Consider the following 25,372-nt stretch of genomic DNA (forward strand, 5'->3'; position numbering starts at 1 on the left):
TGGCTTCCGCGCGCCTGGCGGATAGCGGGCATTCTAAGCATGGTGACGTTGACGTAAAGTGCCCGTGCGTGATTGCCGCATCCGGCCTCGTTCGTCGCGATCGTTTCGATCCCTTGCTGCGGTGAGGAAGCCGGTTAGTTCCGCGGGTTCCGCTCGCACCAGACGCTCTGCGCCTGCTGGATGTCGTCGACCGGTTCGCCATCGGCGTCGAGCAGCAGCAGGTGGCGGGGGTCGCTCGAGGGGCAGATCGCAAGCGACGGCATGCGCTTCGGCTCGCGCAGGGTGGCGACGCGCAGGTAGCGCTGTTGGAAGGTGGGGTCGTTGCTCGGGCGCTCCTGGCCGCTGACCACCAGGCCGATCAGCAGAGCGACGACCAGCATGGCGGCACCGACGCCGAGGGTGGCGTAGAGCGAGCGCTTGGTGCCCAAGGCCATCAGGTTGAACAGCCAGAACACCAGACCGAGCACCAGCAGGGCCAGGGCAAGGGCGAGCAGCACGGTCCGGATCATCAAGCCTCCTCGGTGGAACGGATCTGGACGGATCAGATTGCCTTCATCTTAGCAGCCTCGCCCGGTCGAGCGTTCGCGCAAGGTTTGGCGAAGCTGAGGATAGGCTGATATCTTGTGCGGATATACAGTTCCCAATGGGATCGGCAATGAGCCATCCGCTCGAAGACCCGCTTTACTACCTCGACAATTTTCACACCCTGCTCGATTGGGTCGCTGGTCGCTACGGCGACCTGCTCGACGATGACGAGCGCGGATTCATCGTGCGTTTCTCCCGCTTGCCGGTCGCGGCACGCGCGCTGCTGGCGCGAATGGTGATGCGCAAGGGTGAACTGTTCCGGGTCTCGAAGCTGGTCTATCCCGAGATCGAAGCGGTCGGCGGCCGGGAAAGCGCACTGCAGGCGCTGGCCGATGCCGGCCTGGTCGATCCGGAGCCTGCGCTCTCGCTCGAGGCGCTGTTCTCGCTGCTGCGGCGTGCCGAGCTCGAAACCTTCCTCGGTGTGCCGCCGGTGGCGACCCGCAAGGCCGACTGGTGCGCGTCGCTTTCGACCAGGCAGCCCGAGCCACGTCCGCTGGCGCAGTGGGCGCCGGGCCTCGCCGATCGGGTGGTCGAGCTGCGTGATCCGGCCCGCTACGACCGGCTGCGGCTGATGTTCTTCGGCAACCTGCGCCAGGACTTCTCCGAGTTCGTGCTTGCCGACCTCGGCATCTACCGCTTCGAGCGCATCCAGCTCGATCCCGTATCACGTGGCTTCCACCATCGTGGAGAGGTGGAAGACTACCTGCGCCTGCATCGGCTGCGAGATCGCCTCGAGCGGGAGGGTATCGGGGCGATGGAAGGGGAGGAGGGGCGCTGGGCGGTGGAGGGAGCGCTCGACAATCCATGGATCGAGCAGCGCCGCCAGCGACTGCTGCTCGCCTACGCCAAGGAGCTCGAGCGTCACGGTCATAGTGAGCGCTCGCTCTCGATCTATGCCCTATGCCAGGCCCAGGGGGCCAGGGTAAGAAGGGTCCGGCTGCTCGAGCGGTTGGGGCGCACGGAGGCGGCGTTGTCGTTGGCCCGGCAGGCGCAGGACGCGCCGGAGAGCGCTGAGGAGCGCCAGCAGCTGTCGCGGATCGCGCCCAGGCTGCATCGTCGTCTCGGGCTGCCTCGCCCTACAGTGGCCAAGAGCGCACCGGTGGAGAGCTTCGAGCTGCGCCTGCCGCGCAGCCTGAGCGTCGAGGCCGCGGTGCGCGATCATCTGACCCGGCCGGAGGCGCCGGTCCATTACGTCGAGAATGGCCTGCTCAACTCGCTGTTCGGGCTGCTCTGCTGGGAGGCGATCTTCGCCCCGATCAGCGGCGCCTTCTTCCATCCCTTCCACACGGGGCCGGCCGACCTGATGCGTGAGGGATTCGTCGAGCGTCGCCGCGCGCTGTTCGATGCCTGTCTGGCCGAGCTCGACGATGACCGCTACCTGGGGACGATCCGGCGACGCTTCGTTGACAAGCAGGGTATCCAGTCGCCGTTCGTCCATTGGGGAGTGCTCGACCAGACACTGCTCGAACGCGCGCTGGCCTGCCTGCCGGCGGCGCACCTGAAACAGTGGTGCCTGTGGCTATTGAGTGATCTCAAGCGCAACCGTGCAGGCTTCCCCGACCTGATCCAGTTCTGGCCTGAACAGCGCCGCTACCGGATGGTCGAGGTCAAGGGGCCGGGCGACCGGCTGCAGGACAACCAGCGCCGGATGATCGCCCACTGCCTCGAGTACGACATCCCGGTGTCGGTGTGCTGGGTGGCTTGGGCAGAAGAGCCGCGATGAGCTATACCGTCGCGGTGCGGGCGCTTTGCGAGTTCGTCGCCAAGCGTGGCGATCTCGATTTGCGCTTCACGCCTTCGCCGAGCGCGCTCGAAGGGATCGAGGGGCATGCCAAGGTGGCCGCGCGGCGCGGCGAGGGCTATCAGCGCGAGCTGAGCCTCGAGGGCGAGTACCGCGAGCTCAAAGTACGCGGACGCGCCGATGGTTTCGATGCGACGGTGCCGAGGCTCGAGGAGATCAAGACCCATCGCGGCGAGCTGGAGCGCCAGCCCGACAATCATCGCCAGCTGCACTGGGCCCAGGCCAAGATCTACGGCTGGCTCGCCTGCCAGCGTTTCGCGCTAAAGGAGATCGAGCTGGCGCTGGTCTACTTCGACATCGACCGGGAGCGCGAGACGGTGATTCGCGCGCGGCACGATCGAAAAGCGCTGGAGCGGTTCTTCACCGAGACCTGCGAGGCGTTTCTCTCTTGGGCGCAGCAAGAAGCGCAGCACGCCCTCCAGCGTGAGCGAGCGCTCGCTTCGATGAAGTTCCCAATGGCCGACTTCCGACCCGGGCAGCGCGCGCTGGCAGAGACGGTGTACAAGGCGGCGCGCCTTGAACGGCCGCTGCTGCTCCAGGCGCCGACCGGTATCGGCAAGACCTTGGGCACTTTGTTTCCGCTGCTCAAGGCGCTGCCCGCCGGCAAGCTCGACAAGGTGTTCTTTCTCACCGCCAAGACGCCCGGGCGGCAGCTCGCGCTGGATGCGCTGGCGCGGCTTGACCCCGGCCTCGACACACCGCTGCGCGCGCTCGAACTGATCGCGCGGGAGAAGAGCTGCGAGCATCCGGACAAGGCCTGCCATGGGGAAAGCTGCCCGCTGGCCGCGGGCTTCTACGACCGTCTTCCCGCCGCACGCGCGAAGGCGCTGGAGCAGGTAGCTCGCGAGCGCTCACTGCTGGATGCCGAGACGCTGCGCCGGCTGGCCCTGGCCGAGGGCATCTGCCCCTACTATCTCGGCCAGGAGATGGCGCGTTGGAGCGACGTGGTGGTCGGTGACTACAACCACTACTTCGGCCTGGGCGGTATGCTGCACGCATTGGCCCAGGAGCAGCGCTGGCGGGTCGGGGTACTGGTCGACGAGGCGCACAACCTGGTCGAGCGCGGGCGGCTGATGTTCAGTGCCGAGCTCGATGAGCGCTCGGTACGCGAGCTTGCCCGCAGTGCCCCCAAGGGGCTGCGTAGGGGCTTCGAGCGGTTGGCGCGTGCGTTTCGCACCCAGCGCCAGGCGCTCGCCCCATCGGCGGGCGAGGCGCCGCTCGAAGGAGTGCTCGAGGAGGTCCCATCGACACTGGTCGGGGAGCTTACCGGGCTCACGGCAAGACTTGGTGAGCACCTGGCCACCCAGCTCGACGAGCCGGTCGACCCCGAACTCATGCGCTTTTATCTGCAAGCACTCGGCTTCGCCCGTGTGCTCGAGCTGTTCGACGCCAGACACTTCCAGTGCGAGTTCGAGCGGCTGCCCGGCAAGCCGCGGGAGACGCTTCTGCTGAGGTTGCGCAACCTGGTGCCAGGGCCCTGGCTTGCGCCGCGCTTCGAGGCAGCTCGCGCTTGCGTGCTGTTCTCCGCCACGCTCGCGCCAACCGATTACTTCATCGACCTGCTCGGGCTGCCAGCGCAGACCGCTTGGTTCGATGTCGCCTCGCCGTTCGCAGCCGCCCAGTTGAGAGTACGGGCGGTCTCGCGGATCTCCACCCGCTATCGCGATCGCGAGGCGTCGATCGAGCCGATCGTCGAGCTGATCGAGGCCGGCTACGCTGCGTGCCCCGGCAACTACCTCGCCTTCTTCAGCAGTTTCGATTACCTCGAACGTGTCGCTGAGCGGCTCGCCCAGAAGGCGCCCGGGCTCGTGCAGTGGCGGCAGTCGCGGCGGATGGGAGAGGAGCAGCGTCGCGCCTTTCTGGAGCGCTTCGCGCCCGGAGGGCAGGGTATCGGTTTCGCGGTACTCGGCGGCGCGTTCGGCGAGGGGGTCGATCTACCAGGCGACCGGTTGGTCGGCGCTTTCATCGCCACCCTGGGCCTGCCTCAGTTCAATGCCGTCAACCAGGCGCTGCGCCAGCGGCTGGGCGCGCTTTTTGGCGAGTCGCGGGGGTATCGCTATGCTTATCTCTATCCTGGCCTGACCAAGGTGATTCAGGCAGCGGGGCGGGTGATTAGGGATGAGGACGATCGCGGCGCGCTATGGCTGATCGATGATCGTTTCGATACCGCGGAGGTGCGCGGGATGCTGCCGCCATGGTGGGAGATCGAGCGGGCGTAGGATGGGCGGAAGCTGGAAACGAAAGACGCGAAAACGACGAAGCCCGCTTTCGCGGGCTTCGTCGACAGACGCTAGAGCTCTAGGAGCTCAGGCAGCCTGGATGTTGGACGCCTGGAGGCCTTTACGGCCCTGGGTGACCTCGAAGGAAACCTTCTGGCCGTCCTGCAGGGACTTGAAGCCCTCTGCCTTGATTTCTGAGAAGTGTGCGAAAAGGTCATCGCCACCGTCGTCCGGGCAGATGAAGCCGAAACCTTTGGTGTCGTTGAACCACTTAACTGTGCCAGTTGCCATTGCTAATTCCTCGATGACGCGAGAGCGTCAATAACTTCGTGTTGCCGGGTGTTACCCGAATGAAGAAGGTAAACAAGGGATATCCACCCGAACATCGAGGAATCTCGACGGCCTTGTGACGAATACGACTTGCCAACCCACGCAGGCATCCTGCGCCTATTGTCGATGCAACGTCAAGTACGATCTTGGTCTAGAGCGGCAATAATCCTTCTTCGGGCGTGGTTGCCGCTGATCGGGCGGAGAAATATGATAATCACTTTCATCTAAGGCGATTGCCCAACCCATGCCGACCACCGAGGAGCCCGTTCATCACGAGCTTCAGTGCCTCTACCGTGAGCACCGCGAATGGCTGGTCGGCTGGCTGCGAACCCGGCTGCGCTGCCATCACCAGGCCGCGGACATCGCGCAGGACACCTTCCTGAGGCTGCTGGGACGCGGGCAGCCAATGGCCATCGAACGGCCCCGAGCCTATCTCAGCACCATCGCCAATGGCTTGGTGGTCGGGCTCTGGCGGCGCGAACAGATCGAGCGAGCCTATCTCGAAGCACTGGCGGCGCGTGCCGATGCCTGCACGCCCTCCGAGGAGGAGCGCGCACTGGTGTTCGAGGCGCTCGAGCGGGTCGCGCGGCTGCTCGACGGGTTGCCGCTGCGGGTGCGCGAGGCTTTTCTGCTCTCCCGTCTCGATGGGCTCGGCTATGCCCAGATCGCTGAACGCCAGGGCGTAAGCGTCAATGCGGTACAGAAATCGATGCTGCGTGCCTACCGCCATTGCTACCAGCTGCTCTATGGCTGATCCGCGATGTCTGCGATGAATACCGTCGATGAAAGAGAGGAGGTCGCGCTCGAGCAGGCGCTTGGCTGGATGGTCAGGCTTTCATCCGGTAGCGCCGATGCGCTGGCATTCGAGGATTGCCTGCGTTGGCGGCGGAGCGACCCTCTGCATGAGCGGATCTGGCAGCGGCTGGCTGCGATCGACCGTGAGCTCGGCAATGACCGGTTGGATGCAGGCGCGGCGAACGCCGCCCTCATTGGCATGGAGCGGGCGAGAAAGCGTCGCATGCTGCTCAAAGGCGGCGCGGCGCTGGCCTTGCTCGGGGTGGTCGGAAACGGTGGGTCACCCTCTCCCTGGCCGCGTCTGTGGGCCGACCAGCGGACAGGGCGCGTCCCGCGCGCCCTGTCCCTCCCCGACGGCAGCCGCTTGATGCTTGGGCCGCGCAGCGCGATCGACCTGCGCTTCGATGACCGCCGCCGCCAGGTACGGCTGCTCGACGGTGCGGTGATGGTCGAGACCGCGGTCGATCCCCGCGGTCGTCCATTCGAAGTGATCAGCCAGGACGGCGATTTGCGTCCGCTCGGGACCCGTTTCTGGGTCACGCGCTGGGGCGATGATTCGAAGACTCGGCTCGATGTCGAGGAGGGTGCGGTGGAAGTTAGCGCTCGCTTCGGAGGTGAGCGGCGGGTGATAGAGGCTGGGCAGGGGGCGCGATTCGATGCCTTCGGTGCGCTGTCGCTGGAGGCGCTCGACCCCCAGGCGATCGCCTGGACGGCGGGGCGGATCGAAGCACAGGACCGCCGGCTGGATGAGTTTCTCCGCGAGCTTGCCCGCTATCATCCCGGCCATCTCGGCTGCGATGCCGATGTCGCCGAGTTCAGGCTGACCGGAAGCTTCCCGGTCTCGGACCCTGAGCGGGTACTCGAGGCCATCGCCCGCGCGTTGCCGGTGAAGGTAGAGCGGCTGACCCGCTATTGGACCCGGCTGGTTGCCGATCCATCCAACGCAGGCTGAAAGAATTCTCCCGCGGCGGGGCAGATTTTCGCATCTCAAGCGGCCTAGTCGATGAACGCCCGCCCGACGCACCTTCTTTGGGGTGCCTCATCGACGAGAGGTCTCGCTTGAAATGGCTGTATATCCTTTTGGTTGCTCTGTCGCCTTTGCCGGGCGTCCGTTGCTGGCCCTTGGGCTTGCGAGCGCGCTGTGCCTGGCATCGCCCGTCCATGCCGAGAGCGTGACGATTCCCCCCGGCGCGCTCGATGCCAGCCTGATCCGATTCGGCAGTGTCACTGGGGTGATGGTGGTCGCCGACGCACGGCTCACCAGCGCAAAGCGAAGCGCGGGCGCAAGCGTCGGGGAAGACCCTGGTGAAACGCTGGCGCGACTGCTGGAAGGCACCGGGCTTGTCGCCGAAGGCGACCCCAAGCGCGGCTATCGGCTGGTGGAGGCGGCGCAGGCGCAGGGTGAGCGCTTCGATACCCTTACCGTCACCGGGCAGAGCTCCGACGAGTGGGAGCGTGTCAGCGGCTATACCTCCAATGCCAGTCGCGCAGCGACCAAGACCCCTACCGCCCTGGTCGAGACGCCGCAGTCGATTTCGGTGATCGGCCGTGCGCAGCTCGATGCCCAAGGCTCGAACAGCATCTCCCAGGCGCTGCGCTATACCCCTGGGGTGTTCAGCGAGCAGATCGGTGCTACCGACCGTTACGACTACGCGGTGATGCGTGGGTTCAGCGATGGCAGCATCGACAACGTCTTCCTCGACGGGCTGAAATCGATGGGCGACGCCGGCGGCTACAATTCGATCCAGATCGATCCTTTCTTCCTCGAGCGTATCGACGTGATCAAGGGGCCCTCCTCTGTGCTCTACGGCAACAGCTCGCCCGGCGGACTGGTCGCCTTGACCAGCAAGAAGCCGCTGCTCGAGCCCTATCGTCACGTCGAGTTCCGCTTCGGGACGCAGGGACGCAAGGGCACCGCGTTCGATTTCAGCGCTCCGCTCGATCGTGCCGGCACCCTGGCCTATCGGCTGGTGGGGCTTGCCGAGCAGACCGATACCCAGTTCGACGCGGTCGACCCACACAAGCGTTTTACCCTCGCGCCGTCGCTCTCCTGGACGCCGGACGAGAACACTTTTCTCAACCTCCAGGCCTACCTGCAGCATGAGCCGGGCAACAGTTACCACAGCGGTGTACCTGCCGATGGTGCGGTGAATGCCCATAACGGCAAGCGGATCTCGCGCCACTTCTTCGACGGCGATCCCGAGTCCGACCGCTTCGAGCGCGACCAGACCATGCTCGCCTATCAGTTCGGCCATCGTTTCAACGATATCTGGTCGGTGCGGCAGAACTTCCGCTACCTGCACAGCAAGGTCGATCTGCGCCAGGTCTACGGCTATGGCTGGGTGAACGGCGACTCCGACCTGCTCAACCGCTACTACAGCGGTGGCCAGGAGTCGCTCGATGCCTATGCGATCGACAACATCGTCCAGGCCGACTTCTCCACCGGGCCTCTCGAGCACACCCTGTTGATGGGGCTCGATTATCAATGGCGGCGCAACGATGTCGGCTGGCAGGGCGGTACGGCGAGCCCGATCGACCCGTTTGCGCCCGACTACTCGCAGCCCGCCGATGTGGAGATCACCTCGAACACCCGTTACCGGCGCGACCTGCGGCAGACCGGGATCTACCTACAGGACCAGATCGAACTCGGCGGCTGGCGCTTTTCGCTCGGTGGACGCCAGGACTGGGTGGAGACCGAGGTCGCCGATCGGGACGCCGGCACCGCCGTGTCGGACGAACCGAGCCACTTCAGCGGTCGCGCCGGGGTGCTCTATGCCTTCGACAATGGGCTTTCACCCTACCTGAGCTACTCCGAATCGTTCAGTCCGAGCAGCGCCTACGACGCCGACGGCCAATTGCTCGAGCCGACCGAGGGGCGGCAGTGGGAGACCGGGCTCAAGTACCAGCGTCCGGGCAGCGACGATCTCTATAGCATTGCGCTGTTCCACATCGAGCAGGAGAACGTTGCCGCCAAGCGGCCGGAGGAGAGCTTCTACCGCGCGGTGGGCGAGATCCGCTCCCAGGGGGTCGAACTCGAGGCCAATACGGCGCTGAGCGAGCGCTGGCGGCTGCTCGCCTCCTACGCCTTCACCGACGTCGAGTACCGCCGTACGCTCGATGGCACCGAGGGCAATACTCCCTACCAGGCGCCGCGCCACCAGGCCTCGATCTGGAGCGACTATCGCTTCGACCAGGGCAGCCTCGCCGGTCTCCAGCTGGGTGCAGGGGTTCGCTACATCGGCGGGATCTGGGCCGACGCCGAGAATACCCTGGAGCTTGCCAGCTACACCCTGGTCGACGCCTCGGTCGGCTACGACTTCCAGCGCCTGGGCGCGCCAGGGCTGAATCTGCGGCTCAACCTCAACAACCTGTTCGATCGCGACTACGTCTCTTCCTGCTATAGCCTCGACTACTGCTACTTCGGCGCCGAGCGCAGCGTGGTGGCAACCCTCGGCTATACCTTCTGAACTTCCCAAGCGCTCCAGGGGTGTCACTGCCCCTGGGCACGGATGCTCTCGATCACCGGGGCGCACTGGTCTTCCTCGCCGGCGCTCGGTGAGATCAGTGCGCCTAGCGCCGCTACCGGTGCCGCCACGGTGCCGAGCACCACGGCCGCCGCGCCGCGAAGGATCAGCGGCGTGACGGCGACTCCGGGAGAGGGATTGGCGAAGGTGCCGTGGACGTAGAGCGGCGAGCGCAGGGTGAAGATTCTGAAACCCTTGCTCTCGGGGTGAATGTCGAGGTTCAGCCCTTCGGTGGCGAAATTGACCTGGCCGGTGACGTTGATCACCGCGTTGTCGGTATCGAACACCAGCACCCTCGGCTCGGCCACGCCCTGGGTGATGCCGATGTTGGCGGCGGCGCAGTTGATGTGCTCCTGCTCGTCGCCGAACAGCTGGCCGACTACCCAGTTGCCGACGTTGAGACCGGCGAGCTCCATCAGGTTGCGGCTGATCTGGCCATCGCTGAGCAGCATGCTGAGCTCGCCGTTGCTGGTCGCGAGCAGTGAAGCGACCGAGTTGCCGCTGCCGCTCAAGGTCGCATCGCCGTCGAGCCGGCCAAGGCTGTCCTGCAGGGCGCCCGCGTTGGGCATCAACTGCTGCAGCTGCATACCGCGTGCGTGGGCATCGATCCGCCCGCGCATCGGCTCGCGCTGGCCCTCGAGCCTAAGCGTAGTATTGAGCTGGCCACCGGCGACACTGAAGCGCAGCGGGTCCATCAGCAGCTCGCCGCCCTCCAGGCGCAAGTGGGTCGAGAGATCGGTCAATGGCAGGTTCTCGCCGTGCTCGATCCGGCTGGCGGAGAAGCGCACGTCCGCATCCATGGTCGCCCAGGCGGCGGTATCGAAGTTCTCCACCGGCAGTACCTTGCCCTCCGGTTGGCGCGTGGTTCCGCCCCGGGCCTCTTTGTCCTGGTTGGAGTCCGCGCCGATCAGCGGTGCCAGGTCGGCGAAGCGCAGTTGGTTCGAAGTCAGCTCGCCGACCAGTTTGGGGCGGGGTGTCGAGAGGGTATAGGTGACGCTGCCGTGGATGTCGCTATCGCCGATCTGGCCGTTGAAGTCGCGATACTCGAACACCGCGCCGTCCGGTTGGTTGAAGCGTACGTAGAGATGCCCGTCGGTAGCGTAGGGGGGCGTATTGGGCAGCACCAGACCGGTCAAGGTATCGAGATTGCCCAGGCTCTGGCCCTCGAAGCGCAGGTCTAGATCGAGCCCGCCGAAGGTCATCGGCTGGAACAAGATGCCGTTGAGCTGCACTCGCGTGGTGCCTGAACGCACGTCGGCCTGGAGTGGGAAGGGCCGATCGGGATCGTCCATCGACAGCATCCCGCCGATCCTGCCCTCGCCTTCGAGCGGCTCGCCTTTGTAGCGGCCTTCGGCCTTCCAGCCAAAGATGAAAGCCCCCGGCTGCGCCTGGGGCGCTTCTTCCCCTTCGCCGTTCGCCCGGGCGCCGGCGATCTCTTCATAGGGCACGGGTTGGCCGAGGGGGTCGATTGCGATGTTGAAGTCGGAATCGAGAATCGCATCACGAAAGCGCGCGGTACCCTGGTCGAACGCCACTTCGTCGAGGCGAAAGCTCCAGCCGCTGCCCTCGCCCTGCTGCTCGCCGAGATCGAACACCCAGTTCGCCGCGCCGTCGGCATGGCGCACCAGATCCGCGCTCGGCCGGGTGAGCGCTACCTTCGGCACGCGGATCTCACGGTGCAGCAGCGAGAGCGGCGCGAGGCTCGCCTCGACTCGCTCGAGGCTTGCCATCTCGCCGTCGAAGCCCTCGGGATTGCCGAGGTGGACGTCCTCGGCGTGGATGTAGGGCATCGGTACCCAGGCGCGCCAGCCGCCCGCCTCCCGGTCCTGGCCCCAATCGACACCGAGATCGCCGCGAATCTCGAACGGGCGCTGGATCGTTTCGCTGACCCGCGCGTTGATCGTCGGCTTGAGCCGGTTCCAGTCGAAGGTTGCGATCAGGATCAGCACGATGGCGATCAGCGCCAGTACGACGGCTACGATCCAAAGCGATATCTTGCGGCCACGGGACATGGTTGACCTTCTGACGGTAATCCAAGGTGAATATCAACTTAGCCCACCCCGGCGCACGTTGCCCGCGAGGTTCGCTTGTTTCACGTGAAACCAAGGGCGAGGCCTGGCCGCGCTGTCAGCCTAAAGTCGATAGGCGTGGTCGATTCTAGTTTGTATGATGTCTTATAACTGAGTTCCGTCCCGCCACTTCTTGTAGGAGCACCGAATGATCGACATCACCGGCCACCAGCTGATCGCCGGCACCGCCCATCCGGGGCCGGGTACGCCGATCGATGCCATCGACCCGGCCAGCGGCGAGCCCCTCGCGCCTGCCTTTCCCGGCGCCTCGCTCGAACAGCTCGAGCTGGCCTGCCAGTACGCCGCTGCGGCGTTCGACAGCTATCGCGAGACCTCGCTCGAGACGCGTGCGGCCTTCCTCGAGCGGATCGCCAGCGAGATCGAGGCGCTGGGTGATGAGTTGATAGTCCGAGCGATGCGCGAGACCGGCCTTCCTCGGGCGCGGCTCAGCGGCGAGCGGGCGCGCACCTGCGGGCAGCTGCGGCTGTTCGCTCGGGTGGTCCGCGACGGTGAGTGGCTCGATGTGCGGCTCGACCGCGCCCAGCCCGAGCGCCAGCCGCTGCCCAAACTCGACCATCGGCTGCGCAAGATCGGCCTCGGCCCGGTCGCGGTGTTCGGCGCCAGCAACTTCCCGCTCGCATTCTCGGTCGCCGGCGGCGATACCGCTTCCGCCTTGGCCGCTGGGTGTCCAGTGGTGGTCAAGGCCCATGGCGCCCATCCAGGTACCTCGGAGCTTGTCGGGCGTGCGATCCAGCGTGCTGTCTCGGCTACCGGCCTGCCTGCGGGCGTGTTCGCGCTGCTGCATGGCTCGGGCCGCGAGATCGGCACCGCTCTGGTCGCGGATGCTCGAATCAAGGCCGCTGGGTTCACCGGCTCACGCTCCGGCGGCACCGCGCTATGGCGGGTGGCCCAGGGGCGCGCTGAGCCGATTCCCTTCTACGCCGAGATGAGCAGCGTCAACCCGGTGTTCATGCTTCCCGCTGCGCTGGAGGCGCGCGATGAGGAGCTCGCCCAGGGCTTCGCCGCCTCGCTCACCGGCAGCGCTGGCCAGCTCTGTACCAACCCAGGTTTGGTGATCGCCCTCGCCGGCCCTGCGCTCGAGCGCTTTAAGTCCGCCGTCGCCCTCGCGCTCGCCGAGATGGACGCCTCGGTGATGCTGTCGCCGGGAATCCATCGGGCCTACGTCGAGGGGCGCGACACCCTGGGCCGCCAGCACGGCGTGCGCGAGGTCGCCAGCAGCCGTGTAGGGAGCGGGCCGAACCGCTGCCAGGCCGGGCTGTTCGCGGTCGATGCCGCCACCTTCCTCGCCTCGCCCGCGCTGCATGAAGAGGTGTTCGGTGCCACTTCGCTAGTGATCGAGTGCGATGACCAGGCTCAGATGAGCCAGATCGCGCATGCCCTGGAGGGCCAGCTCACCGCCACGCTGATCCTCGACGACGCCGACCTGGACGCCGCGCGGGAGCTGCTGCCGGTGCTCGAGCGCAAGGCCGGGAGAATTCTCGCCAACGGCTTTCCCACCGGTGTCGAGGTGTGCGATGCGATGGTCCATGGCGGGCCCTATCCCGCCACTTCGGACAGTCGTACCACTTCGGTAGGGACGCTCGCGATCGAGCGCTTCCTGCGCCCGGTCTGCTACCAGAACCTGCCCGCTGCGCTGCTGCCGCAGGCGCTCGCCGACGGCAATCCGCTTGGCCTCGTCCGGCTGGTCGACGGCAAGCGCGAATCGCACTAACCCTTCATCCCTTGGAGTCATCTCTCATGCATTTCGATCATGCCCAGCTTCGCGCCGCCCTCGACGATGGCCTGCTCTCCTTTCCGGTGACCGATTTCGATGCCAATGGTGATCTCGATCAGGCCGGCTATGAGGCCCGGCTCGAGTGGCTGGGGTCCTATCCTGTCTCGGCGCTGTTCGTCGCTGGCGGTACGGGGGAGTTCTTTTCACTGACCAATACCGAGCTCGGCCGAGTGGTCGAAAGCGCGAGCAGGATCTGCGGCGGCAAGCTGCCGATCCTTGCGAGCGCGGGCCGCAGCCAGCGCGATGCCATCGAGCATGCGCGTATCGCCGAGCAGGGCGGCGCCGATGGCCTGCTGCTGATGCCGCCTTATCTCACCGAGTGCCCGCGCGAGGGGCTGGTCGAGTACGTAGCCGCGGTCTGCGACAGCACTCGGCTCGGCGTGGTGCTCTACAACCGCGCCAATGGCCAGCTCGATGCCAAAAGCGTGAGCGCCCTCGCCGAGCGTTGCCCCAACCTGATCGCATTGAAAGACGGCGTCGGCAACATCCAGGCGCTCAACACCATCATCAAGACGGTAGGCGACCGGCTGGTCTACATCGGCGGGGTGCCGACCGCGGAGATCTTCGCCGAGGCCTATCTGGCGATAGGAGTGAATACTTACTCTTCGGCGGTCTACAACTTCGTGCCCGAGGCCGCGCTCGCGTTCTATCGCGCCCTGCGCGCCGGAGAGGACGCGCGCGTGGGCCGGATGGTCCGCGATTTCTTCGTCCCCTTCGTCGAGCTGCGCGACAGCTGTCCTGGCTATGCGGTGAGCCTGATCAAAGCCGGTGCCGAGCAGGTTGGGCACGGCGCCGGGCACGTACGCGCTCCGCTGATCATGCCGAACCAGTCCCAGCGCCAAACGCTCGCCGGGCTGATCGAGACCTTCAACGCCCTGGCCAAGGAAGGAGCGACACCATGAGCTCGCCGATCGCACGCATGAGGGTAGTGCCGGTGGCCGGGCACGATAGCCTGCTGCTCAACCTGAGCGGTGCGCATGCGCCGCTGTTCACCCGCAACCTGGTGATCCTCGAGGACGCCGATGGCCGCAAGGGCGCCGGCGAGGTACCCGGCGGACAAGGCATCCTCGACGTACTCCAAGCCTGCATCCCGTTGGTGGAAGGTCGCCATGCGCACGAGTACAAGCGCATCCTGCGCGAGATCAAGTCACGCTTCGCCGAGCGCGACAGCGGTGAGCGCGGCCTGCAGACCTTCGACCTGCGCGTGCTGGTCCATGTCGTCACCGCGGTGGAGTCGGCGCTGCTCGATCTCCACGGCCAGGCCATCGGTCTGCCGGTCGCCGAGCTGCTCGGCCAGGAGGGCCAGCAGCGCGATAGCGTCGAGGCGCTCGGCTATCTCTTCCTGATTGGCGACAGCCAGCGCACCGGGCTGCCATATCGTCGCGCGCAGCGGGAGCAGTGCACATCGGACTGGGACTATTTGCGCGATCGCGAGGCGCTGGACCCCGACGCCGTCGCTGCGCTTGCGGTGGCCGCCCACCAGAAATATGGTTTCAAGGATTTCAAGCTCAAGGGGGGCGTGCTCGATGGCGAGCTCGAGGCCGAGTGCATCCGGGCGATCCACCGTGCCTTCCCGCAGGCACGCGTGACCCTCGACCCCAACGGCGCCTGGTCGCTGGATGAGGCGCTACGCTACCTGGCCCCGCTCAAAGGCACCCTCTCCTATGCCGAGGACCCCTGCGGGGCGGAGGGTGGCTACTCCGGCAGGGAAACGATGGCGGAGTTCCGCCGGCGCAGCGGTATTCCCACCGCGACCAACATGATCGCCACCGATTTTCGCCAGCTGCATCACGCGATCGGCCAGCGCGCCGTCGACATCCCGCTCGCCGACTGCCACTTCTGGACCATGCAGGGTGCCGTGGCGGTGGGCGAGATGTGCGATCGCCTCGGCATGACCTGGGGGTCGCACTCGAACAATCACTTCGATGTTTCGCTCGCGATGATGACCCACGTCGCCGCCGCCTGTCCGGGCGAGATCACCGCAATCGACACCCATTGGATCTGGCAGGACGGCGAGCGTCTCACCGTCGACCCGCTGCGGATCGAAGATGGCCGCATCGCTGTGCCGAAGCGGCCAGGGCTTGGGATCGAGCTCGATGAGCAGCAGATCGAGCTGGCGCATCAGCGCTACCTGGCATTGGGTAAGGCCGGACGCGACGACGCGGCGACGATGCAATACTTCATCGAGGGCTGGCGCTTCGATCCCAAGCGCCCCTGCCTGGTGCGTTGAAGCGAGGGCTCGCTGAGCGCCGGAGAGCGTCAGGCGTTCTCCGGCTCGACCCGCGAGCGGTAGAGCTCGAAGCTGCGCCTGAGGTGCTCGCGCATCGCGGCGCGGGCGCCTTCGGCATCGGCGGCCTCGATGCGCGCGAAGATCTGGCGGTGCTCCCCGAGCACCTGCTCGAGGTAGCGCTTGATCCGCGCCTGGATCACCAGTTCGCTGACGTGGGAGCGTGGCACCAGCGCTTCGCCGAGAGAGTCGTAGAAAGCGACGAAGACCGGATTGCGAGCGGCGGCGCCGATAAGGCGGTGGAACTCGAAGTCTTCACGCCGGGCGAGATTGTCATCGAGTGGCGAGGCGAACTTCTCCAGGCTCTCGGCGAGCGCGGCGAGGTCGGCATCGGTTCGACGCTGGGCGGCCAGGCCCGCGGCCTCGATCTCGATCGGCAGGCGAAACTCGAGCAACTGGAGAATCTCGTCGGCGGTACTGGGAGACAGCCCGCGTGACAGGAAGGCCCCGCCGGCATGCCGGCGGCGGATGAATGCCCCTACTCCCCGGCGCGACTCGACCACGCCGAGCGACTTGAGGTGGGAAACCGCTTCGCGGATCACGGTGCGGCTGACGTCGAACATCCTCCCGAGCTCGCTCTCGGTGGGTAGCTTGTCGCCGACGTCGAACTCCTCGCTCTGGATCATCTCCTCGATCGCATCGGCGACATGGGACGAAAGGCTGCCCCTGCGTCGCCCGGCGATCTCATCGCGCCGTGAAACTGCCATATCGGATCTCCTCGAATTCGGCTGTCATGATATGGCATTGCCGCAGTGCAGCACACCGTTGCCGGGCATGCGCAGGCGCTGATGTCACCGCCATGCAGTCGCCGCCGGTCGCGAAGGGCCGCTCAACGCGAGGACTCGATTCGTTTTCGGATTCGCCGCTCCTTGCTGGAAGAGTGGATCGACCATATGAGCAGGAAAAGGCAGAGCGCGAGGAAGGTAGCGCTGACGGGCCTTTCGAGAAAGACCATCATATCGCCCCGGCTGATCAGCAGGGTGCGGCGAAAGTTCTCTTCTATCATCGGGCCCAGGATGTAGCCGAGCAGCAGCGGCGCGGGTTCGAATCCGAGCACCAGCAGCAGGCATCCGACGAGGCCGAAAAATGCGACCAGCACGATGTCCAGGTGCGAGTAGTTGATGCTGTAAACGCCGATGGCGATGAACAGGATGATCGAGGGATAGAGCAGCGGATAGGGAATCTTGAGCAGCCTGACCCAGACACCGACCAGTGGAATGTTGAGGATCAGCAGCAGCACGTTGCCGATCAAAAAGCTCACCACCAATCCCCAGAAAAGCCCCGGGTTGTCGGTGATCACGTTGGGGCCTGGCGCTATGCCGTGAATGAGTAGCGCCCCCAGCATCAGTGCCATGACCGCGTCGCCCGGAATGCCCAACGTCAGGGTGGGAATGAAGGCGGACTGGGCGGCGGCATTGTTGGCGCTCTCTGGCGCGGTGATGCCCTCGATGGCGCCCTTGCCGAATTTCTTCGGGTCGCGGGAGACCCTTTTTTCGATCGCATAGGCGAGGAACGAGGCGATCGACGTGCCGGTGCCTGGAAGGATACCGATACCGGTGCCTATGCCCGTGCCACGCAGCATTGGCATGATGCTCTGCTTGAGATCCTGCGCGGTGGGGATCAGCGATCTCAGGGTGATCTTGTGATCGTTCTGGGCTCCCTTGATCTTGCCGACGTTGGCGATCACTTCGGCGATACCGAATATGCCCATGGCGATGGCGACGATGTTGATGCCGTCGTAGAGGAAGGAGAAGCCGAAGGTATATCGCTGCACGCCGGTGTTCACGTCGGTGCCGACCATGCCGAGAATCAGCCCGATGATCACCGCGGCGGCGCCTTTGGCGGGGCTTCCCTGCACCAGGATGGCCGCGGCCACCAGGCCCAGCAGCATCATCGAGAAGTAGTCGGCCGAGTTGAACGAGACCGCGAAAGCAGCCAGGGGCGGAGCGAAGGCGGCCAGCACGAACACGGTGATGAAGCTGCCGACGAACGAGGCGAGCGTCGTCATCAGCAGGGCGACGCCGCCGCGGCCGTTCTGGGCCATCGGATAGCCATCCAGGCACACCACCGCCGAGGCCGGTGTCCCGGGCAGGTTGAGGAGTATCGAGGCGGTCGATCCACCGTACTGCGCGCCGTAGTAGATCCCGGCCAGCATCACCAGCGCGGTCGTCGGCGGGACGTAGAAGGTCAGCGGCAGCAGCATCGAAATCGCCGCCAGGTGCCCAACGCCCGGAATCACGCCGATGAACATGCCGATGGTTACGCCGAGCGCGCAATAGAGCAGGTTGTCCAACGTGAACGCGACACTGAATCCCAGCAAGATATTGTCGAAAAGTTCCATCAGAAACTCCAGGGATGCAGCCGGATGGGCATGTTGAGTCCGACGATGAAAATCAGATAGGACAGCAGGCAGAGCGACAGCGAGAGGGCCAGGGTTCTAAATATTCTGTAGGGCGACTCACTCAGCGCGCTGATATGAATGAGCAGGAAAGTGGCGGGTAGCATTCCAATTCGGTTCATGGTGAAGGCGAAGGTGAGAATGCCCAGGGTGACGAAAACCAGCGCTCTTACGTTGATGCGTGGGACTCTCTCCATCGAGTTGATCGCGCCGAGAATGGTCAGTATCCCGCAGATCGCCAGGGCGATTCCGAGGATTCGAGGGAGATATCCCGGTCCCATATTGTTCAAGTTGCCATAGGAGTAGTCCTGTCCATGCCACACTACGAACGCGGCGATGACGAGACAGGCGATACCAGCAATAAAATCTCTCTTGAGCAATGATTTCATCGTCGGCGGTCTGCGTGAGCATGAGGGGAGCGCCTATGCATGCTCAGCGTTTCAGGCATGCATAGGCATCGGGGTAAGTGGAGATGAGAGAAGGTAAGTCGAGATAGGCGAGCCAGGGTCAGCGCTCAGCCAGCTGGCTCTCCTCGATGAAGCTCGCCAGCTCGCTTTTTTGTGCCTTCATCCACTCGCTCACCTCTTCTCGCGAGCTCGAAGGCGTTGCGATGCCGCCCTGTTCGGCGATTCTGCCGCGTATCTCTTCTTCGTCGAGGATCTCGACCAGCGCACGATGCAGCCTGTCGATGATCTCAGGCGGGCTGCCGGCGGTGATCAGGATTGCCTGGTAGGTTCCATCCATTTCCCCCGGCAGGCCGAGCTCGCGGAAAGTGGGCGTGTCCGGAAGCTCGGGCAGCCTTTCTTCCCCGGTCACGGCGAGAGGCGTCATCTGGCCACTCAAGGCGAACGGCAGCGAAGCCGTGGTGCCGTTGAGCAGCATGTCGGTTTCCCCTGAAACCACGGCCCTGGTGGCGTCGGATCCTCCGCGATAGGCGATGATGTTCCAATCCAGGTCCAGGCCGTGGCTCAGCCGTTCCGAGGTGATGTGGTTGTTGGCGCCTACGCCGGAAGTCGCGACCGACAGGCCGCCCGGATTCTCGCGAGAGTAATCGACCAGCTCATCGAAGCTCGAGAACGTATGCCGCCGGGCGACGCCTAGTACGTAGGGGGAGTAGGAGACCATCGTGACCGGTTCGAGATCGGTTTCGATGTCATAGGAAATCCCACTCAACACGCTGGGAGCCGCTAGCAGCGCGGTCAGGTCGGAAAGCAGCAGCGTGTGTCCGTTGGGAGCCGCCTTGGCGACGAAATCGGCACCTATGTTGCCGCCAGCCCCGGCTTTGTTCTCGACGATGACGGGCTGGCCGATTTCATCCGAGAGCCTGGGGGCGATATGCCTGGCGAGAATGTCCGAAGTGCCACCGGGCGCGAAGGGGACGACGATGCGCACCGGCCCTCTGAATTCCTGCGCTTGCGCTGGCAGTGGGAGAAGAGACAGTGTCAATGTGGCCGCTGTGATCATCGTCGCGGTCAGCAGCGCAGCCGGCTTGGTTCTCATTGCTGTTCCTCTTCATCGGATGAATGCTCGTGTCACCGAAATTCCAGCGCTATCCCTTGGCGTTGACCCTTCGATCGAGAGTGATATCTGGCGGGTGAATGGCTTCTTCGAACCAGTAAGTGTGTTGTCATATGTATGACAAAAATATCATCGCGATATCCGCTCTCACATAGGACGAAGGTCAAGATAAGACGAAATACTCGACCCGATCCGAAGTCCAATGGCGCTTGGCCCATTCGTGGTAAGGAGCGAGGGCGCCTCGACATCCGTTCGTGGTGAGCGCCCGAGGAACGAGGGCTGTCGAACCACGGCCTTACCGCCGCCGCACGATCCCTCGACAGGCGCCCCCCGTTGCCGAGCCGGTGCTCGATCTTGGCGCGTGGGCGCCGCTCGGGACGAAGGGGTTTGTTGGCCCGTTCGTGGCGGGCTGAAACCCATGCTAAGTACCAGCGGCGAGCCGCTTTACCTCTCGCCATAGCGACTCATCCACCGCTACATGGGTAGATCCCGCATCCCGGCGCGAGCCGGCTCCGGGGGGGCGGGGCGGGCGTTGGGGGTCGAGTGCGGCGCTGGCGTCGATATGGGCGGCGATGCCGTCGGCGATCGCTTCGCAGGCGTCACGCCCGCCGAGATGGGTCGGGTCGAACAGCATGAATACCTGACAACATCCGCTGCCGCTGCCGCGTTTGATCGAATCGATCCGGTGGCTGGGTCGGCCCTGGGCGAGCATTGCGCCAAGCGCATCGAGCAGGATCGCGAGGCCCGAACCTTTCCAGTGGCCGGCGGGCAGCAGGCGCCGGGTGGCGAGGATCGCTTCCGGATCGCGACTTGGCCGCCCCGTTGCATCGAAGCCACCATCGACCGAAAGCTGCTCTCCCGCGGCGGCGGCGCGATTGAGGGCGCCATAGGAGAATTGCGACTGCGCCATATCGAGCACCAGTGACGGCCCGTTCGAGCGTGGCACGCCCATCACTAGCGGGTTGTTGCCGATGCATGGATCCTTGGCGCCCCAGGCGGGCATCACCGATTCGGTGTTGGTCCACATGATCGCAGCGAAGCCCTGCTCCACCGCGTGCCAGGCATAGCTGCCGCCGCGCATCCAGTGGCTGGTATCGCGCAGCGCCACGATGCCGAGGCCATTTGTGGCGGCGAGCGCCATCGCGCGCTCGGTCGCGAACAGGGCGTTGGGTACACCGAGGCCGAAGCCGGCGTCGTAGACTTCCAGGGTCGATAGCGCCTGTACCAGGCTCGGTTTCGCCCTGGGATCGACCCAGCCGCGCTGGATGAACTCGATCAATCGCGGAATTCGCCCTATGCCATGGGAGGCGACGCCGTCGCGGGTGCTTTCGCTATGCACGCGAGCGCAGATCGAGGCCTCGGGCGCCGGGACACCGGCGTGCAGCAAGGCGCGCTCGAGGGTGGCTCGCAGCTGCTCGAGCGCGATCTCGATCATGCCCTGCTCCTCAGGTTCTGCCACAGGGTGAGCGCGAGCAGCAGTATCGCCAGGCACAGGAAGGTGGCGCTGATCGGGCGAGTCAGGAACGGGGTCCAGTCCCCTTCGAAGATCAGCAGGCCGCGGCGCAGGTTGGCTTCGGCGATCGGACCGAGGATCAGGCCGAGCACCAGCGGTGCGGTGCCGAAGCCGTAGCGGTTGAGAAAGTAGCCGAGCACGCCGAAGCCGAGCATCAGCCAGATGTCGAAGATATCGCCGGCGACGCCATACACCCCGATGAAGCAGAAGGTGGTGACGGTGGCGAGCAGCAGCTTGCGTGGTACCGCGAGAATGCGCACGAAGTAGCGGATGCCCAGCCACATCACCAGCAGCATGAATATGTTCGCGACCAAGTAGGCGAGGAATATCCCATAGATGGTGCCGCTCGGATCGGCGAACAGCGCGGGTCCCGGGGTGATGCCCTGGATCAGAAGCCCACCCAGCAGCACCGCGGTGGCCGCTTCGCCCGGAACGCCCAGCGCCAGGGTCGGAATCAGCGAGCCGCCGATCATTGCGTTGTTCGAGCTCTCGGTGGCGACCACGCCTTCAGGATTGCCGGTGCCGAAGCGCTCTGGGGTCTTCGACCAGCGCTTGGCCTGATCGTAGGAGATCAGGCTGGCGATGCTGGCCCCCGCGCCTGGCACCGGTCCGATCACCGACCCGACCCCGACCCCGGAGAGCAGCGCACGCCAGTGGCTGAAGGTATCGCGCCAGCGTGGACGAGCGGTGCGGATCTGCAGCGCATCGATCGGCGCATCGTGGCGGCTGCCTACGTTGGCATAGTCGATCGCATCCTTGATCAGCTGCGATACCGCGAACAGCCCGATCAGCGCGGGCAGCAGGCTGATGCCGGTGAGCAGCGACAGCTCGCCGAAGGTGAAGCGGGCGACGCCGGTGATCGGGTCCATCCCCACGGTGGCGGCGAACAGCCCGAGCAGTCCCGCGATCAGCCCCTTGATCATCGACTGGCTGGCGACCGAGGCGATGATCACCAGGCCGAAAACGCTCAGTGCGAAGTATTCGGCCGGGCCGAAGCGCAGCGCGAACTCGGCGATCGGTGGCGCCAGCATGCTGAGCAGTATTGCGCTGACGATGCCGCCGACGAACGAGGCGACGATGGCGATGCCGAGCGCCCGCCCCGCCTCTCCGTTGCGCGCCATCGGGAAGCCGTCGAGCGAGGTCGCCACCGAGGCGGGAGAGCCCGGGATGTTGAGCAGTATCGAGGGGATCGCGCCACCGGCGCCGGCGCCGCAGAGCACGCCGAGCAGCATGCCGACGCCCATCACCGCCGGCATGCCGAAGGTGAGCGGCAGCAGCAGTGCCACCGCCATCGCCGAGGTCAGTCCTGGCAGCGCACCGATCACCACGCCGAGCAGCGTACCGGCGGCGATCGCCAGCAATACGCCCCAGTCGCTGATCATGCTCAGCCCATTGAGGTAGTTCTCGATCATCTTAAGGCTCCGGTATCAGCGTAGCGTCGGCAGCGGGACTTCGAAGCCCCAGGTGAAGGCGCAATAGACCGCGACCGGTACCCCGATCGCGATGATCGCCAGCGTCACCAGGCTGCGGGTGGAGAAAATCGCCTCGTCGTCGTTGCGCGCGCGGCTGGCGAATCCCAGCATCACCACGCAGGCGACGATGAAACCCATGGTGCTGAGCAGGTAGCCAAGGGTTTCGAACGCCGCCGCGTAGGCCGCCATCAGCGCCATCAGCGCAACGCCTGCGGTCGCGCTCCGGCGTCCCGCGACCTTGGTGGCCGCGCGGCGATAGCGCCAGGCGCGCAGCTCGCGTACCAGGCACAGCGCCGCGAGTGCGCCGACCAGCACCGCCACCGCCTGGGGCAGCGCCGCGGGAGGCAGGGTTTCCGGTGCATTGCCGCTGGGTAGCCCGGAAGCGGCGAAAAAGGCCGCCAGCGCGCCGAGCAGCAGCAGCGCATTGAATGCGATCGAGCCGGTCGATCCGTTCATCGTCGATCTCCAAAGGCGGTCATTGAGTGAGCTGCTCGGCCTGCTGGTTCATTCGCTCGGCAAGGGCGAGCACGAACTCGTCCAGCTCCTCGCCATAAAGCGGCGAGAGGTCGGTGCCGAGATGGCCGATGGTGGTATGGAAGCCGGCGTCTTCGGTCGCGCGCTGCAGCGCCTCCACCAGTCGGGCACGGTGGCTGTCTTCGAGCCCCTTGGGGGCGGCGAGGCCACGGAACACCGAGGTCTGGTAGTCGATCCCCTGCTCGATGAAGGTCGGCACCTCGGGCAGGCTCGTACTGCGCTCGGGGTAGCTCGTCGCCAAAGCCCGCACCCGTTGGGAGGAGAGCGCCGAGCGCAGCTCCGCACCGCCGAGCACCACCGCGTCGATGTGACCGCCCATGACGGCTGAGACGGTCTCGGTACCGCCGTCGAAGGGGATCAGGATCGGATCGATGCCCAGCGCGTCGCCGATCGCGCCGGCGGTGAGGTAGGCGGACGAGCCGACCCCCGAGACGCCGATCTTGATCCGCTTGCCGCCTTGGGCGTCCTCGATCATCGCGGCGAGATCGGGGTAGGGGGAGTCCCGGCTGACGGCGAGCAGATAGGGCTCCTCGAGGATCTTGGCGACGAAGTCGAAATCACCAGGGACGAAGTCGACGTTGCCCATCGCCACCTGGGTCAGCAGGCCGTCGCTGACCACCGCCAGGGTGTAGCCATCGGCGGGCAGCCGGGCGACATGGGTCAGTCCTACCGCGCCGCCGCCGCCGGCGAGGTTGCGTACCACCAGGTGGGTGCCCAGTTCGCGCTCCAGGGCCGGCTGCAAGGCGCGGATGAACACGTCGTTGCCGCCGCCGGCGGAGAACGGAACGATGATGTCCAGGTTACGGTCGGGATAGGCGAAGGCCGGCGAGGCGCAGCCCAGCAAGGCGAGCAGCAGCAGCCTTCGAAGGCGGGCAACATCGATCATCTTGCTTTCCTCATTGAACGCTCAGGCCGGCCTTTGCGCCCGGTGGGCGGGAGGGAGCGGCTCGTCGAACGGGTGGTTGGAGTAGAAGTGGTTCAGCGCACCAGTGCGGGACGCTTGGGGTCGAAGCGCCAGTCGGGGATCAGGTACTGCATCGCCATGGCGTCGTTGCGTGCCGCGGAAGGCAGGCGCCGGTAGAGCGCATGGGCACGTTCCACCTCGTCCATGTCGAGCTCGATCCCGAGACCCGGAGTGTCGTCGACCTTGATCCTGCCTCGTTCGATACGATGCGGTTCGTGGCTGAGTCGCTGGCCGTCCTGCCAGATCCAGTGGGTATCGAGAGCGGTTGGGGTACCCAGCGCCGCGGCACCGACCTGGGCGAACATCGCCAGCGACACATCGAAATGGTTGTTGGAGTGCGAACCCCAGGTCATTCCCCACTCATGGCACAGCTGGGAGACCCGCACAGCCCCGGAGAGGGTCCAGAAGTGCGGGTCGGCGAGCGGGATGTCGACCGCGCGCAGCATCATCGTGTGGGTCATCTCGCGCCAGTTGGTGGCGACCATGTTGGTCGCCACCGGCAGCCCGGTGGCGCGCTTGAACTCGGCGAGGATCTCGCGCCCGGAGTAGCCCTGCTCGGCGCCGCAGGGGTCCTCGGCATAGGCGAGCACGCCGTGCAGGTCGCGGCACAGGGCGATCGCCTCGGCCAGCGACCAGGCGCCGTTGGGGTCGAGGGTGATTCGTGCATCGGGAAAGCGTGCGGCCAGCGCGCGAGCGGCTTCTATCTCGCGCGCGCCCTCCAGCACTCCACCTTTGAGTTTGAAGTCCTGGAAGCCATAGCGGGCCTGGGCGGCCTCGGCCTGGGCGACGATCGAATCCGGATCGAGCGCGGGAGCATCGCGCAGGGAGAACCAGTCGTCGCGTTCACCGCCGCCCGGCGCGTGGCGATAGTCGAGGTCGGTGCGCTCTTTGTCGCCGACGAAGAACAGATAGCCGAGCACCTCGACCTCACTGCGCTGGCGGCCCTCGCCGAGCAGTTCGCAGACCGGCACCTCGAGATGCTTGCCCAGCAGGTCGAGCAGCGCCGCCTCTAGTGCGGCCACCGCGTTGACCTTGAGCTCGAAGGTCCAGGCGCCGTTGCCGAAAGCCTCGAAATCCTCCTCCCGCCCGCGGCGATGGAGCTGCGCCACCAGTCCATGCAGTCGCGAGATCGGCTGTTCGAGCAGTGCCTGGCGAGCGCTCTCCAGCTGGCGCTGGATGACCTCTCCTCCCGGTGCTTCGCCAACGCCGATGTTGCCCGCGTCGTCGCGCAGCACCAGCAGGTTGCGGGTGAAGTAGGGAGCGTGGGCACCGCCGACGTTGAGCAGCATGCTGTCCTGGCCGGCGACGGGGATTACCTCGACCGAGGTGATGAGTGGGACGCGGGTGGGCATGATCGGTAGCCTTTGGTGTTGTCATACATAGTACAAAAGACTACCCGGCCCTCTCCGATCGCCATAGTAGCGAAAAGTCGAGCCTTCCCATCGTCGTGCGCCGGGTGCGCAGGTTTCACGTGAAACCTTGCGCTGTTCCAGGGGGCTTCGACCTCGATCGTCCGGCTCGCGTAGAATGTCCGCCCACGCGCCTGGGTTCGTGGCGCACGATTTCAT

20 protein-coding genes are annotated in these 25,372 nt (G+C 65.5%); 8 read left to right on the plus strand and 12 right to left on the minus strand.

Annotated elements, in window-relative coordinates; genetic code table 11:
- Positions 1-134 precede the first annotated feature (134 nt).
- Positions 135-509, minus strand: coding sequence for a hypothetical protein (locus A5892_RS03070; protein ID WP_064121554.1), 375 nt, complete (start codon positions 507-509; stop codon positions 135-137).
- 146 nt (positions 510-655) lie between these two features.
- On the opposite strand from A5892_RS03070, the gene A5892_RS03075 reads away from it, so the two are divergent.
- Positions 656-2,308: a VRR-NUC domain-containing protein gene (locus A5892_RS03075; RefSeq protein WP_064121555.1), complete on the plus strand. Its 1,653-nt coding sequence runs from the start codon at positions 656-658 to the stop codon at positions 2,306-2,308.
- Complete coding sequence (locus tag A5892_RS03080) at positions 2,305-4,605, plus strand: ATP-dependent DNA helicase (protein ID WP_064121556.1); 2,301 nt, start codon at positions 2,305-2,307, stop codon at positions 4,603-4,605. Before A5892_RS03075 ends, A5892_RS03080 begins: the two co-directional genes overlap by 4 nt.
- Before the next feature lie 87 nt (positions 4,606-4,692).
- On the opposite strand, the gene A5892_RS03085 is transcribed toward A5892_RS03080, so the two are convergent.
- Entirely contained in the window at positions 4,693-4,896 is a 204-nt protein-coding gene (locus A5892_RS03085; RefSeq protein ID WP_027350192.1) for a cold-shock protein, read from the minus strand.
- 283 nt (positions 4,897-5,179) lie between these two features.
- Here A5892_RS03085 and A5892_RS03090 point away from each other — a divergent pair, with 283 nt between their 5' ends.
- The 3 genes from A5892_RS03090 (at position 5,180) to A5892_RS03100 (ending at position 9,197) form a co-directional block, all read left to right on the plus strand.
- Positions 5,180-5,689 carry a sigma-70 family RNA polymerase sigma factor gene (locus A5892_RS03090; protein WP_064121557.1) on the plus strand — a complete coding sequence of 170 codons (510 nt, stop codon included), beginning with the start codon at positions 5,180-5,182 and terminating at the stop codon, positions 5,687-5,689.
- Between the two features lie 15 nt (positions 5,690-5,704).
- Positions 5,705-6,682: a FecR family protein gene (locus A5892_RS03095; RefSeq protein ID WP_190295648.1), complete on the plus strand. Its 978-nt coding sequence runs from the start codon at positions 5,705-5,707 to the stop codon at positions 6,680-6,682.
- A 112-nt stretch (positions 6,683-6,794) separates the two neighbouring features.
- Complete coding sequence (locus A5892_RS03100) at positions 6,795-9,197, plus strand: TonB-dependent siderophore receptor (protein ID WP_064121559.1); 2,403 nt, start codon at positions 6,795-6,797, stop codon at positions 9,195-9,197.
- A gap of 23 nt (positions 9,198-9,220) precedes the next feature.
- On the opposite strand, the gene A5892_RS03105 is transcribed toward A5892_RS03100, so the two are convergent.
- Positions 9,221-11,266, minus strand: a complete 2,046-nt coding sequence (locus A5892_RS03105) for an AsmA family protein (RefSeq protein WP_064121560.1) — start codon at positions 11,264-11,266, stop codon at positions 9,221-9,223.
- A 208-nt stretch (positions 11,267-11,474) separates the two neighbouring features.
- Between A5892_RS03105 and A5892_RS03110 the strand changes: the two genes are divergently transcribed.
- Genes A5892_RS03110 through A5892_RS03120 form a run of 3 tightly spaced genes read left to right on the plus strand, consistent with a single transcriptional unit; the run spans position 11,475 to position 15,348 of the window.
- The gene (locus A5892_RS03110) at positions 11,475-13,055 is read left to right on the plus strand and encodes an aldehyde dehydrogenase (NADP(+)) (protein WP_064124266.1); all 1,581 of its coding nucleotides are present in this window, start codon (positions 11,475-11,477) and stop codon (positions 13,053-13,055) included.
- 26 nt (positions 13,056-13,081) lie between these two features.
- Entirely contained in the window at positions 13,082-14,020 is a 939-nt protein-coding gene (locus A5892_RS03115; protein ID WP_064121561.1) for a 5-dehydro-4-deoxyglucarate dehydratase, read from the plus strand.
- A complete protein-coding gene (locus A5892_RS03120; RefSeq protein WP_064121562.1) occupies positions 14,017-15,348 on the plus strand; it encodes an enolase C-terminal domain-like protein in 1,332 nt (443 codons plus the stop codon). The genes A5892_RS03115 and A5892_RS03120 overlap by 4 nt, the downstream gene beginning before the upstream one ends.
- A 29-nt stretch (positions 15,349-15,377) precedes the next feature.
- Here A5892_RS03120 and A5892_RS03125 read toward each other — a convergent pair whose 3' ends face one another.
- From A5892_RS03125 to A5892_RS03165, 9 genes are all read right to left on the minus strand, one after another.
- Positions 15,378-16,112 (minus strand): FadR/GntR family transcriptional regulator, encoded by a 735-nt coding sequence (locus A5892_RS03125; RefSeq protein WP_064121563.1) that lies wholly within the window; start codon positions 16,110-16,112, stop codon positions 15,378-15,380.
- Positions 16,113-16,234: 122 nt separating this feature from the next.
- Entirely contained in the window at positions 16,235-17,746 is a 1,512-nt protein-coding gene (locus A5892_RS03130) for a tripartite tricarboxylate transporter permease (RefSeq protein ID WP_027350183.1), read from the minus strand.
- Positions 17,746-18,192, minus strand: a complete 447-nt coding sequence (locus A5892_RS03135) for a tripartite tricarboxylate transporter TctB family protein (protein WP_082890234.1) — start codon at positions 18,190-18,192, stop codon at positions 17,746-17,748. Before A5892_RS03135 ends, A5892_RS03130 begins: the two co-directional genes overlap by 1 nt.
- 118 nt (positions 18,193-18,310) lie before the next feature.
- Positions 18,311-19,303 carry a Bug family tripartite tricarboxylate transporter substrate binding protein gene (locus A5892_RS03140; protein WP_150123466.1) on the minus strand — a complete coding sequence of 331 codons (993 nt, stop codon included), beginning with the start codon at positions 19,301-19,303 and terminating at the stop codon, positions 18,311-18,313.
- A gap of 439 nt (positions 19,304-19,742) precedes the next feature.
- A complete protein-coding gene (locus A5892_RS03145) occupies positions 19,743-20,756 on the minus strand; it encodes an Ldh family oxidoreductase (protein WP_064121565.1) in 1,014 nt (337 codons plus the stop codon).
- Positions 20,753-22,246, minus strand: a complete 1,494-nt coding sequence (locus A5892_RS03150; protein WP_064121566.1) for a tripartite tricarboxylate transporter permease — start codon at positions 22,244-22,246, stop codon at positions 20,753-20,755. Before A5892_RS03150 ends, A5892_RS03145 begins: the two co-directional genes overlap by 4 nt.
- A 15-nt stretch (positions 22,247-22,261) precedes the next feature.
- Positions 22,262-22,762 carry a tripartite tricarboxylate transporter TctB family protein gene (locus A5892_RS03155; RefSeq protein WP_064121567.1) on the minus strand — a complete coding sequence of 167 codons (501 nt, stop codon included), beginning with the start codon at positions 22,760-22,762 and terminating at the stop codon, positions 22,262-22,264.
- Between the two features lie 19 nt (positions 22,763-22,781).
- On the minus strand, positions 22,782-23,726 hold the full coding sequence (locus A5892_RS03160) for a tripartite tricarboxylate transporter substrate binding protein (protein ID WP_064121568.1): 945 nt from the start codon (positions 23,724-23,726) through the stop codon (positions 22,782-22,784).
- 92 nt (positions 23,727-23,818) lie between these two features.
- On the minus strand, positions 23,819-25,156 hold the full coding sequence (locus A5892_RS03165) for an enolase C-terminal domain-like protein (protein ID WP_064121569.1): 1,338 nt from the start codon (positions 25,154-25,156) through the stop codon (positions 23,819-23,821).
- Positions 25,157-25,372: the final 216 nt, after the last annotated feature.

The organism is Halotalea alkalilenta, assembly GCF_001648175.1.
Taxonomy (GTDB): Bacteria; Pseudomonadota; Gammaproteobacteria; order Pseudomonadales; family Halomonadaceae; genus Halotalea; species Halotalea alkalilenta_A.